The organism is Microcystis sp. M079S1 (assembly GCF_020246425.1).
GTDB lineage: Bacteria > Cyanobacteriota > Cyanobacteriia > Cyanobacteriales > Microcystaceae > Microcystis > Microcystis aeruginosa.
Window position 1 is genome coordinate 1 of sequence record NZ_JADBSZ010000286.1, and the last position, 12,405, is coordinate 12,405.

Annotated in this window: 11 protein-coding genes; 6 read left to right on the forward strand and 5 right to left on the reverse strand. The window is 46.2% G+C overall.

The window, feature by feature from the left end; all coding sequences use genetic code 11:
- Positions 1-185 precede the first annotated feature (185 nt).
- Both IM456_RS18575 and IM456_RS18580 read left to right on the forward strand, forming a co-directional pair.
- A complete protein-coding gene (locus IM456_RS18575) occupies positions 186-893 on the forward strand; it encodes a hypothetical protein (protein WP_287693321.1) in 708 nt (235 codons plus the stop codon).
- A 637-nt stretch (positions 894-1,530) separates the two neighbouring features.
- Complete coding sequence (locus tag IM456_RS18580) at positions 1,531-2,589, forward strand: D-alanine--D-alanine ligase family protein (protein WP_287693322.1); 1,059 nt, start codon at positions 1,531-1,533, stop codon at positions 2,587-2,589.
- A 35-nt stretch (positions 2,590-2,624) separates the two neighbouring features.
- On the opposite strand, the gene IM456_RS18585 is transcribed toward IM456_RS18580, so the two are convergent.
- The 5 genes from IM456_RS18585 to cpcB all read right to left on the reverse strand — a co-directional run bounded on the left by IM456_RS18585 (position 2,625) and on the right by cpcB (position 7,440).
- Entirely contained in the window at positions 2,625-3,389 is a 765-nt protein-coding gene (locus tag IM456_RS18585) for a Uma2 family endonuclease (protein WP_287693323.1), read from the reverse strand.
- A gap of 107 nt (positions 3,390-3,496) precedes the next feature.
- The gene (gene ribBA / locus IM456_RS18590; RefSeq protein WP_002796674.1) at positions 3,497-5,173 is read right to left on the reverse strand and encodes a bifunctional 3,4-dihydroxy-2-butanone-4-phosphate synthase/GTP cyclohydrolase II; all 1,677 of its coding nucleotides are present in this window, start codon (positions 5,171-5,173) and stop codon (positions 3,497-3,499) included.
- A gap of 137 nt (positions 5,174-5,310) precedes the next feature.
- Positions 5,311-6,189, reverse strand: a complete 879-nt coding sequence (locus IM456_RS18595; protein WP_045361079.1) for a phycobilisome linker polypeptide — start codon at positions 6,187-6,189, stop codon at positions 5,311-5,313.
- 177 nt (positions 6,190-6,366) lie between these two features.
- A complete protein-coding gene (gene cpcA / locus IM456_RS18600) occupies positions 6,367-6,855 on the reverse strand; it encodes a C-phycocyanin subunit alpha (protein WP_147071652.1) in 489 nt (162 codons plus the stop codon).
- Positions 6,856-6,921: 66 nt separating this feature from the next.
- Positions 6,922-7,440, reverse strand: coding sequence for a C-phycocyanin subunit beta (gene cpcB / locus IM456_RS18605; protein ID WP_002735500.1), 519 nt, complete (start codon positions 7,438-7,440; stop codon positions 6,922-6,924).
- Between the two features lie 695 nt (positions 7,441-8,135).
- Between cpcB and IM456_RS18610 the strand changes: the two genes are divergently transcribed.
- The 4 genes from IM456_RS18610 to IM456_RS18625 all read left to right on the forward strand — a co-directional run bounded on the left by IM456_RS18610 (position 8,136) and on the right by IM456_RS18625 (position 11,980).
- Positions 8,136-9,359 carry a M20 metallopeptidase family protein gene (locus IM456_RS18610; RefSeq protein ID WP_149988013.1) on the forward strand — a complete coding sequence of 408 codons (1,224 nt, stop codon included), beginning with the start codon at positions 8,136-8,138 and terminating at the stop codon, positions 9,357-9,359.
- 79 nt (positions 9,360-9,438) lie between these two features.
- On the forward strand, positions 9,439-10,326 hold the full coding sequence (argB, locus tag IM456_RS18615) for an acetylglutamate kinase (RefSeq protein WP_149988009.1): 888 nt from the start codon (positions 9,439-9,441) through the stop codon (positions 10,324-10,326).
- A gap of 168 nt (positions 10,327-10,494) precedes the next feature.
- A complete protein-coding gene (locus tag IM456_RS18620; protein WP_002759020.1) occupies positions 10,495-10,716 on the forward strand; it encodes a DUF4327 family protein in 222 nt (73 codons plus the stop codon).
- A gap of 43 nt (positions 10,717-10,759) precedes the next feature.
- Positions 10,760-11,980 carry an efflux RND transporter periplasmic adaptor subunit gene (locus tag IM456_RS18625; RefSeq protein WP_149988008.1) on the forward strand — a complete coding sequence of 407 codons (1,221 nt, stop codon included), beginning with the start codon at positions 10,760-10,762 and terminating at the stop codon, positions 11,978-11,980.
- Positions 11,981-12,405 lie beyond the last annotated feature (425 nt).

Below are 12,405 nucleotides of genomic sequence, written 5' to 3' on the forward strand. Positions count from 1 at the left end.
ATACTTATATGGCAAGCCTTTTCGGGAGTTCATAGATTTTCAACGGTTCTCTAAATTGTGTGATTGGAACCAGAATCGTTACTACAAAAGCCTTCTTACCCTTCTGAGCATTTATACTCATTACATAATTGGGATGCTCCCAGGTAAAGCGTGATGAAGTTAGAGAGCTTATTAGCGAGACACGATTGAAAGCAAAAGAGGCAAAGGATATAATTGAGCAAGTGCAGCAAGAATTAATAGCTTTCCGTCCCCAAGCTGAGGGACTAGATAATAACATTCAAAAGGTAAAAATACTGGATGACAAAATACAAAAGCTCGATAAAATCTCGACAAATTTGGACATTACAAGTCAAAAATATTCGCAGCCGCTCGGCTCAAGCGTAGATTCTCTTCAAAGTCAACTTAAAGAGTTAGCTATACAGGTAGATAAACTGAATAGTATCGTCACAGTTAGTGTACAAAAACCGGGGGGCGAATCAGCACAGGCTGCCCAGCAAAGGAAGGCTGCTATTCAGTCCGTGATTTCAGCAACCCAGAAAGCAGAGCAAAGTTTAGCAGAAAAACGCAAGAGGACAACGGTGTTCTTCCAGTTCGCTGGGGGGAAACGTCCGCAGGCAGAGGCTCTATCGGATGCCCTCAAAAAAGCAGACTATATTGTTCCTGGAGAAGAGAGGGAGGGTGGAGCCGCTGGTAAGCACCAAGTTCGATACTTCTACACTCAAGATAGGGTGGCAGCAGAAAATCTCGCCCAAGATGCGACCCGTGCTTTGCGGAATCTCGGATATTCTATTAGTCAAGTTCCTAATATTGAAGCAAAACCTTTTGTATCTTATAGCGGGAAAAAGCCTAGTCAGGGAACTGTTGAATTATGGTTAGAAATTCCTTCAAGGTAGATTATTTATCGACGATAGGATATTCCTCTTTGCTGATAAGCATATTGTGTTGTTTGTCAACGAATCGGGCTATTTTCACTTAATGCGGCGTGCAGTGCCATTGTAAGGACTCTTAACCACAGGTAGGAAAGCGATCGCTTCTTATTGGGCGATCTGGCTCTGAGGTTGGGGAGGGCGAGTGCCAACGCAGTCAGACTGGCAATGCTACAGTCAGGAGGTTGGCAAAGTTCATGGCATAGGCGAGATGCTGAGAGGTTTATATCATTTCTCTAAATGAAAACTACATATCGAATTTAAGTCCCCCTTTAAATCCCCCTTAAAAAGGGGGATTTAGGGGGATTAAACTTCTGTAGTCAGACTTTGGAGAATTGGTATAAGAAAAAACTGGAAAAATTAGCTAAATAATCATTCAATTTCGGGGGGTGAATAGATACAAAGTGATTATCCATTTTTTTAGGGAAAGAACGACCAAATTTCATCCCGATCGATAATTAATTTATCTTGAGGTTTTGCCAAAACCCCGATCTGACGAGGGACAGCCGCATCTAAATCATTTGCAACTATTGTCAACTCCGCCCATAGTATATATGATAGTTGAACTCTAATTTAGGATCTAGCTGGGTCTAGAGAGGATAATATGGATAAGATCAAGGTAGGATTGTTGTTTGGTGGTCGATCGGGAGAACACGAGGTATCTATCAATTCGGCTCGATCGATCCTGCAAGCTTTTAATTATCCCGAAAATCTTGACAAATACGCAGTTATCCCCTTCTATATCGATAAAAATGGCTGTTGGCATTCGGCAGCAACTGCTAGACAAATTTTAACCTCTGGGCAACCCCTAGCTATTGAGAGTGATATAAAAGTCAATATCTGGCAATTTCCTCCAGAAGTGAGGGAAATTGAGGTTTGGTTTCCAATTCTCCACGGACCGAATGGGGAAGATGGTACTTTGCAAGGATTACTCACTCTCATGCGGGTTGCTTTTGTGGGTAGTGGGGTCCTGGGTTCATGCTTGGGAATGGATAAAATTGCCATGAAAACTGCTTTTGCAGCCGCTGGATTACCCCAAGTTAAGTATAAGGCCGTAACCCGCTCACAAGTGTGGTCAAATGCCTGTATTTTTCCGCAATTGTGCGATCAAATCGCCGAGGAAATAGGTTATCCTTGTTTTATTAAACCGGCTAATTTAGGTTCTTCGGTGGGTATTAGTAAAGCACGCAACCGGCAAGAATTAGAGGCTGCTTTAGATAGTGCTGCTAGTTATGATCGACGGATTATTGTTGAAGCAGGAGTAACCGCAAGGGAGATCGAATGTGCGGTTTTAGGTAATGATAATCCCCAAGCTTCTTTGGTGGGAGAAATTACTTTTGATAGTGATTTTTATGACTACGAAACTAAATATACTGACGGGCGATCGAGTATGGTGATTCCCGCTAATATTCCAGATAAAATTGCTAATCAAGTGCGAGAAATGGCTGTAGAAGCATTTAAAGCTGTAGATGCTGCGGGATTGTCGCGGGTGGATTTTTTCTATGTAGAAAAGACTGGGGAAGTGTTTCTCAATGAAATTAATACTCTGCCGGGGTTTACTAATTTTAGTATGTATCCCCAACTCTGGAAAGCCACCGGTTTAGAGTTTGATAAATTGGTCGATAAGTTAGTACAATTAGCTTTAGAAAGACAGGAAAAATAAGGATGGTAATTACCTAGCCTAGAGATATTGATCAATTAGATAGTTTCAGGATCAATGCCCAATTCTCGTAATTTTTGGGCTAATTTTTCCTTTTCTAAGATAGCTTGTTCTTTTTCTAAAAGAGCCTGTTCTTTTGCCTTTCGTTCCTGTTCCCTTTCTAAAAGAATCTGTTCCCTTTCTAAAAGAATCTGTTCCTTTGCTTGTCTTTGCTCTAATTCAGCTTCTTGGGGAGTGGGAACCAATTGACCATCGGTGGTAAAATAACGCAGTTTACGGTCAAATATGCCTAAATAGAGTTCTAATTGTTCACTCCATAAATAGCCGTTTTCATTAGCAGCAATAGCCTGATATTGTCCCGCAATTAATCTAAATCCTTGCAATTCTAAGGTATTAGGATCAAACCAAAAATAATTAGGAGTGCGAAAGGTATTTTGATAGAGAATTTTCTTTTTAGTGCGATCGATATTAGCAGTGGATGGGGAGAGAATTTCCACGATCACATTGGGATATTTACCCCCTTCTCCCCAGACTACCCAACTTTTGCGGGGACGTTTTTCCGTATCTAAAACCACAAAAAAATCAGGACCACAGAAATCGCGCTTTTTCAGTTGTTCTTCGTTATAGTAGATAGTCAGATTACCGGAAGCGTAGTAATCGTTTTTCTCTTGCCATAATAATTCTAGACAACTGAGAAGAATTATGATCTGTTGCAGATGTAAATCACTTTCCAAGGGTGGTTCATCACTCCATAAATCGGTGGGGGGACAGGTAACTTCTGGTAAAATGTCGAGAGTTGTCATAGTTTTTCCCCGTTATACTAGCTTGGTTTAATTATAACTGTTAAGCTGTTAAATATTTAAATTGCTTGTTGAGATGAGGCAAGAGGCAACAGTATGGTCATAGAAAACTAATTTTTGGCTGAATCACGAGTAAAACTGTAGATAATTTGGGTAGCTAATTGTGGTAATTGTGAGAAATCTTCATCGGACATTTTTTGACGATCGAGTTTCATTTGTAATCCCGTCATCGAATCGTCTCCGTCGGAAATTAAAAATTCTAAGCGTTCAATTTCCGACCAATCTTTAATGTCATTTAATATCTTGTCAATAACCAGAAGATAAGGATGGGAAGGATTTTTATACCAATTACTGCTGACACCCTGACGAATATCTAAACCTAAATGTACGATCAAAGGGGCGCGATCAAAAAGGGCATTGGCTACCGGTCGGGTTTCTTCTTGGAGAGATAATTGATTAGCGCGACTTAACTGCCGTAATTTCTCTAATTGATGATATCTTTGCGAAATTGACGGCGGATTTTCCCCCCAACTGAGAGCGATGGTGACTAGATAGGTTTGTAGGAATAGATGTCCTAACTTTTCCGCTTTTGTGGCTAGATAATTGGAATTATAATCATTAGCCTCGATCAGCAAAGGTACTCGCTCGACTATTTCCAAACCATAGCCTTTTAATCCGGCAATTTTACGGGGATTATTGGTAATTAAACGAATATTTCTCACCCCCAAATCGTTGAGCATTTGCGCTCCCATGCCGTAATCGCGCAAATCGGCGGGAAATCCTAACCTTTCGTTGGCTTCCACCGTATCTAGTCCTATATCCTGTAAAGAATAGGCTTTTAGCTTATTAATTAAACCAATTCCCCGGCCTTCCTGTCGCAGGTAAACCACCACCCCTAAACCGTTGTTTTCAATCATTTTTAAGGCACTTTGTAACTGTTGGCGACAATCGCAACGCAAGGATCCCAAAGCATCCCCGGTCAGACATTCCGAGTGCATTCGTACCATTACAGGTTGATCACCAAAGAGAGCGGGATCGCCTTTCACAATAGCGATGTGTTCGGTTTGATCTAATAAATTTCGGTAGGCATAAAGCTGAAAAGTGCCGAATTGACTGGGAAAATCACAGACCGTTTCCCGATGGACAAAGCGATCGTGTTTTAAGCGATAACCGATCAGATCGGCAATGCTAATTAACCTGAGATTATGTTGACGAGCGTATTCAAATAGTTGCGGTAAACGGGCCATGGAACCATCGGGATTTTGTATCTCACAGATAACTCCCGCCGGATACAACCCGGCTAATCGAGCTAGATCCACGGCTGCCTCCGTATGACCGGCGCGTTTTAAGACTCCACCGGCTTTAGCACGAATCGGGAAGACATGACCGGGACGGGTGAGATCGTCGGGACGAGTGACTGGATTAATGGCAACTTGTACGGTTTTCGCCCGATCTTCTGCCGAAATGCCAGTTTTAACCCCTAAATGGGGAGCGGCATCGATGCTAACGGTAAAAGCGGTTTGATTGCTATCGGTGTTTTTTGTCACCATCAAGGGTAATTCGAGAGCATCAAGACGCTCTCCTGTCATGGCCAGACAGATTAAACCGCGAGCTTGCACTGCCATGAAGTTAATCAGATCGGGGGTGGCAAATTGGGCCGCACAGATTAGATCTCCTTCATTTTCGCGATTCTCATCATCAACTACTACAATAGCCCGTCCAGCTTTGATTTCCGCTAAGGCAGTATCGATAGAGTCAAAAGCGATCGAAGTGACAGTCACAGGCATTAAAACGATAGAACTATTTTCATTCTACAGGTTTGCTCGATCTGCTGAGGGTCAATTTCTGTCAGTTCCCTAGAAAGAAGTCTCCCGGTGAACCTGACGGCTGCCCGGGAGACTTTTAGTTATCTTAAGCTAGAAAATTAATTCAAACTAGCGGGGGTGATGCTGGCAACTTTGCCACCGAGACGGTTGATCTGTTGCAGGGTGTTATTTAACTGTTCAAAGGGGACGATAACCGCTTTGCTACTGCGACGGACACTGGGATAACCCGGTTTGCTGATGGCGGCAATTTCCACGCGATAGAGCTTACCCACATCACCATAGGCCACACTACCACCAAGAGCTTTACTGGGGGTGTTGCGTTGACCAGAGGGACGATAGGCCCAACCATCGCTGCCACCGGAGGGACCGACCACTGCCGAAGCTCCGTTTTGGGCTAATTCCACCGCTAAACGGGAGGTTTTGCCGGCAATCTGAGAGCGATCGCTGTTGGCATAACCGCGATAGAGTTGGAACATCCGGGTAAATCCCACGGTTTTTTGACCGGGTTGGCTGGCAAAACCGCGATAGTAGGGAACGATGCTATCACCGAAGTTTTCGGTATATTCGGCGGAATCGATGTAGGAGTCGATATCGGCCTCGAATCCTTTGTTTTCGTAGAGATCGAGGTGATAGACCACTTCCGACTCATCGTAGGGAGCGCGACCTAAAAGATGTTTGATATTAAGTTCGATGACGCGGGTTTGGAAGTTACCGTAGAAGAATTTGTTCTTATACAGTTCCGATTTGGCCACGGCGCGGACGAATTCCCGCACGGTGATCGAACCATTGCAGAGTAAGGATTCGGCACTGGTAAGGCGCTCGGAACGCATGATATAGTCATTGCCTAGCACCTGACGATAGACAGCGCGAATAACCGCCTGTGCGTCATCACGAGACCAATCGGGACGTAATTCCACGGGAGCAACCTCGCTAAAAGCGGTTGTCCCTAAACGGGAAGCTGAGGTAGTAATTGCCACTAAAGTTCTCCTACAAAAAAATGATCATTTTCTGACCGCTCAAAGCTAGGCGAGGATCAGTTCGATTACCTAGCCACCTTGACGATGGATATAACAAGGTCTGGAAGAACAGGTGATTGCTAACCCTTTTGCTAACAACCTCCTGTCTTTCCAGACCAGCAGTTTTTTCGACTCGGACTAGCTGAGAGCGTTGATCGCGTAGTCGATATAGGAGTTGGCTTCTACTGCGGGGTCGCCACTTAAACCATGGTTGGCTTTGATGTATTTGAGGGCTTCGATGTACCAGCTAGGAGACAGGTCGAAGGTGCGGTTGATTTCGTCGATACCAGCGATAAGGTACTCGTCCATCGGACCGGTTCCACCAGCAACTAAGCAGTAGGTCACCATGCGGAGGTAGTAACCGATGTCACGAGCGCATTTGTCTTTACCGCGTTGATCCGCCGCAAAGTTAGCCCCTTGCATTTGGGTGGTGTAGGGGTACTTGTTGTACACAGCTTGAGCAGCACCAGAGATCAAAGAACTGGCTCTTTCGGTCAACACTTTAGCGGCGCTGAGGCCAGCAGAAGCTTGACGAAAACGACCGAAAGCAGTTTGGATTTCGGTGCTGCTTAAGAAACGACCTTGAGAATCAGCGGCTGCTACGGCTTCGGTAAGGGGGGTTTTCATTGTTTGGTATCTCCCAATAATCTTGCAATAAGTTTCCTACGGTTCAATTGAGACTAGCCCAAGGGACTAGGCGACAGCAGCGGCGGCGCGGTCGAAGTAGCTGGCAATTTCAGACATTAAAGCACTGCAATCGCCGGGGGTGATACCGTTGCGATCATTAGCAATGGATAAAGCAGCTTCTTTCATTTTGCTTACGCCAGCAGCTACGGAAGCTCCTGGTACTCCTAAAGCTACATAGGTTTCGCGCAGACCATTTAAGCAACGATCATCGAGAACACTGCCGTCGCCAGAGAAGGTAGCGTAGGTAACATAGCGCAAGATGATTTCCATGTCGCGTAAGCAAGCGGCCATACGACGGCTGGTGTAGGCATTACCACCGGGGGTGATCAGTTGGGGCTGTTCAGCGAACAGGCTACGAGCGGCGTTGGCAACGATGGTGGAAGCGTTACTGGTGATCCGGTTAACAGAGTCCATCCGTTTGTTGCTGTCGGCAACCATGGCGCTGAGAGCGTCTAGTTGGGAAGAGCTTAAATATTCGCCGCGAGCATCAGCTTGGGATACTACCCGGGTGAATGCGTCAAACATTGTGACAATCTCCTAAATTTAAATGGGATTTGCTTGCAATTAAAAGGTTTTCCCTCTTAAGGGATTTCACGGTGAGCCTAGACTAGCCTTGACCGCGATTGTTGCGACCTACTTTAAGAAACCTGAAAAAACTTCATGGCTCTCTCATAAATCACCTAAGGAGGTTAAACAAGTATCCAGCTTAACTTTTGTCTGTTATCTTGGCCCCTCAAATTAAATTTATACACTGCTGTCGAAACTTTGTTTGTTACATCTTATTAAGTTTTTTGCTGTCTTTTTGTAACAGTCACTTAACAATAACTCGATCGAGTTGGTCATCAATTCCTGACCATGGCTCAAAGCCTCTCACCGTCGGGAAATCAGAGACAGCAAGGCTTTAAGGGTATAAAGGGCAGCAAGATAAAAATTTTAAGTTTTTTTTAATATTTCCCCGCTTTCCCTTCCCCTATCGCCCAAGAATTGCCCTTTCCAGCCCTCCAATTACGATGAAGTTTTGTAAAGAAGGGAGAGGGGAAGTGGGGAAGTGGGGAAGTGGGGAGCGGGGAAGTGGGGGTGTGGGGAAGCTGTCTCATCACCCTATCACCCCAGAACCCTATCACCCCAAAACCCTATCACCCTATCTCCTGACGACCAACGACCGACGACCGACGTTAAACTAGAAATCGGTGATCAAAAAATCTAGCCGTCCGAACCCGATGATTTCCTCCTTTCCCGTTCCTAATAGCTTAAATTGCCCTCAAATTCGCCTTGCCATTCGTTGCCTGCAGCCGCAATTAGTCCACTGGCGCCGACAAATACACCAAAAACCAGAACTAGGCTTTCAAGAACATCTCACCGCCTCCTTAATCAGTCAAACCCTGACTAAATACGGAATTGAGCATCAAACCGGCATCGCCGGCACCGGAATTGTCGCCACCATCGAAGGCAGTCAACCGGGGCCAGTTTTAGCCCTGCGGGCCGATATGGATGCACTACCGATCGCCGAAGAAAACCAAGTCCCCTATCGTTCCCAACATCCGGGCCAAATGCACGCCTGTGGTCACGATGGCCACACAGCGATCGCCCTCGGCACAGCAGTTTACATAGCACAAAACCGTCACGATGTCAAGGGGACAGTAAAAATTATTTTCCAACCCGCCGAAGAAGGGCCGGGGGGGGCGAAACCGATGATCGAGGCGGGAGTGCTGAAAAATCCCGACGTGGACGGAATTATCGGGCTGCATCTCTGGAATAATCTGCCTTTAGGGACAGTGGGCGTGAAAAATGGTCCCTTAATGGCGGCGGTGGAATGTTTCGATCTCCAGATTCAAGGCCGGGGCGGCCACGGGGCAATTCCCCATCAAACCGTCGATTCACTACTGGTGGCAGCCCAAATCGTCAACGCCTTGCAAACTATCGTCGCCCGCAACCTCAACCCCCTCGATGCTGCCGTGGTGACTGTGGGCAAATTAGCAGCGGGAACCGCTAGAAACGTGATCGCCGATAGTGCTAATCTCAGTGGGACGGTGCGCTATTTCAATCCCCAGTTAGGGGGCTATTTCCGACAACGGATGGAAGAAATTATCGCGGGCATCTGTCAAAGTCAGGGGGCTAGTTATCAATTCGATTACTGGCAATTGTATCCCCCGGTAATCAATCATGATCAGATGGCGGAATTAGTGGAATCAATCGCCGCACAAGTGGTGGAAACCCCGGCCAGAATCGTTCCCGAATGTCAAACCATGGGAGGGGAAGATATGTCATTCTTTTTACAGGAAGTACCGGGCTGTTATTTCTTCTTGGGGTCTGCCAATCCCGAATTAGGATTAGCCTATCCCCACCATCATCCCCGCTTTGATTTTGATGAATCGGTGTTAGCGATGGGAGTCGAGATTTTTGTCCGTTGCGTCGAAAAATTCTGTAACTCTAGGACTTTCTAGAAATCCGTTCAAGGTGAACAGTTTTTGTCAAACCTGAAACCGCTAAACTGATCACTGAATCAGACGAGTAAAAAAAACCATGAACAATAATACCCACGAAAACGATGCCCAACGGGTGAAAATCCTCAGCGAGGCCCTACCCTATATACAAGAATTTCGCGGTCGTACCGTAGTGGTTAAATACGGTGGTGCGGCCATGAATAACAGCGATATCAAAGACACGGTCATGCGAGATATCGTTTTTCTCTCCTGTGTGGGGGTTCGTCCCGTTATTGTCCACGGCGGCGGTCCAGAAATCAATAGTTGGCTGGATAAATTAGGCATTGAACCCCAATTTAAAGACGGTTTACGCGTCACCGATGCCGCCACCATGGATGTGGTAGAAATGGTGCTGGTGGGACGCGTCAATAAAGAAATTGTTGCCCTGATCAATCAAGCCGGCGGTAAAGCGGTAGGATTATGCGGTAAGGATGGCAATCTGATCACTGCTCGTCCCGTGGGTAAAGAGGGCATTGGTTTTGTTGGAGAAGTCAGCAGTGTCGATACTAGCGTCGTCGAATCCTTGGTTAATAGTGGTTATATTCCCGTGATTTCCAGTGTGGCCGCCGATGAAACCGGCCAAGCTCATAATATCAATGCCGATACGGTAGCCGGAGAAATAGCGGCGGCTTTAGGGGCAGCTAAACTGATTTTGATGACCGATACAGCCGGAATTTTAGAGAATTACAAGGATCCTTCCACTTTATTGGCTAAATTGGATATCCAACAGGCCCGGGAGTTGATTCAAAAAGGCATCGTTGCCGGCGGGATGATTCCCAAAGTTGGCTGCTGCGTGCGATCGCTAGCCCAGGGAGTTCAGGCTGCTCATATTATCGATGGTCGTCTTCCCCACGCCCTTTTACTGGAAATTTTCACCGATCGAGGCATCGGTTCCATGATTGTGGCCTCCGGTTATACTAATCTATAGTAGTAATTACCGTACTTTTGGTCAAAAAGACTTGCCTAAAACCAGAGATCTGGTGTACAAGTAAGTTAATAAACGCGCTTCTCGCTCCTTTGTAATGGCAAAAGTCTTAGTCTTGAGTTAGTTTAGTCGGGAAGCGCAAAATCTGAAGTATTCATAGCAATTGAATTTATGACCAAACAAGCTGTAGCTCACCCGATGGTGAAGTTTCAACGGAAGGTTAGCAAGTGGATAGATGCAAAAGTAGTCAAACCTAGCGATAGTATCTGGAAACTCGCTCTTTTATACGGAGATGAGTGGGGATACTGGAAGCAAGAGTTGCTCGATTTCGGTTTCTCCATGCAAGACCCTCTCAGCGAAGTGGTAGCGGTAGAAGCTTGGGACGAGGAATAAGCGACCATCGACTCAAAAGCAGCTTTCTACCAAGATTATCGCCATGGGATCGACTCCGATTATTCTTTCCGCTCTGGTTATCTTATCCTTAAGCGCGAGTTGTTCTCCCGGGACCGAAACCCAACCACCGCCACTGGCAGCCCGTACTACTACCGTCAACGTCACCACGGCTAAACCGGCAACCATCGGACGCAATCTCGATTACACGGGAACTACCCGACCTTTAAAAGTCGTTTCTCTGCAATCGCAAGCCACCGGGCAGTTACTCAATCTCCTCGTCGATGTGGGAGATGAGGTGCAATTAGGGCAAATCCTCGCCCGTGTTGATGATCGTCTCCTCGCCACCGTTGTCCGGCAAGAAAAAGCCGCCCTGTCGTCCCTAGAAGCGGAATTAGCCCGGGCGAGAATTGAAGTCAGTAACGCTGAAATTGAAGTGGAGCGCCTACAACTACAATACCAACAGGACAAAAATGATGCCGAGCGCCTGCAAAAATTAGCCCTAGAAGGGGCGATTCCCCTGCAACAGGGCGAAACAGCCCAAACTACGGCGGCAGTAGCTTTAAAAGCCGTTAATAGCGCGCGATCAAGAATTAAAGTCGAGGAGCAGGTAGTGGCGGGAATTATCGGCAGAGTTGCCGCCCAAAAATCGGTCATCGCTCAGGAACAACAACGTCAGGCCTACGCTATTCTTAAATCACCAGCGACGGGGATAGTTATCGAAAAACTGAAAGAGCCGGGGGATTTAGTCAGTATCGGCGATGAAGTCCTCAAAATTGGCGATTTTCAACAGGTCAAGGTGGTAGTATTATTATCGGAATTGGATTTAAAAACGATTAATTTAGGACAAAAGGTTAATGTCACCCTTGATGCTTTCGGTGATAGAAATTTTTCCGGTCGCATCACCAGGATTTTTCCCCTCAGCCAAGGCACGGCCCGGCGGATTCCCGTGGAGATTACTCTACCCAATGGGGATGGTTTAATCAAAGGGGGATTATTGGCCCGGGTACGGTTTAATAATAATTCTGCCCCTCAGGTGATTGTTCCCGAAACGGCAATTGTCAGTCAAGGGGAATCCTCGGCAATTTTCGTCTTTTCCGAGTCTAACTCGCAAGTGGAAAAACGTCCCGTTCGTCTCGGTCAAGCGCTTGACGGTCAAGTAGAAATTATCACTGGACTCGAACCGGGGGAGCGTTTCGTCGTTAATAGTAGTAAACCTTTGCAAAATGGTGAAAAAGTCCGGGTCAGTATCCTAAGTAATCCTTGATCAAACCATTGCAGATACCTTTGAAGAGGTTCAGGAAAATATTAAAGAAGCGATTGAACTTTACCTTGAAGTTTTGCAAGAACGCGGGGAAACCATTCCAGAACCCACAACTAAAGTCGGATTGGTTGGAGTGGCTGCAGGAGGGTTCTTGCCGACTACCCAAAAACTGCTGGGGTTTCACTGACGAAGAACAAGGGCGACCTGATCAGCTACGATTGACAGGGCAATCGCACGGGTTGTCTTGCTCTTTTTTCTCACAAATTTAATTTTCGCACAGGTCTAAGTAGGGTTTGCTGAAAAAGTTTTTCGTGGGGGTAGGGTGTGGGGTGTGGGGTGTGGGGTGTAGGGTTTTACCGATTTTCAGGGGGTCAATTACCTAATTTTCAGGGAAAAAGTGCCTAAATTTCCCCCCCGATCACCCCAAG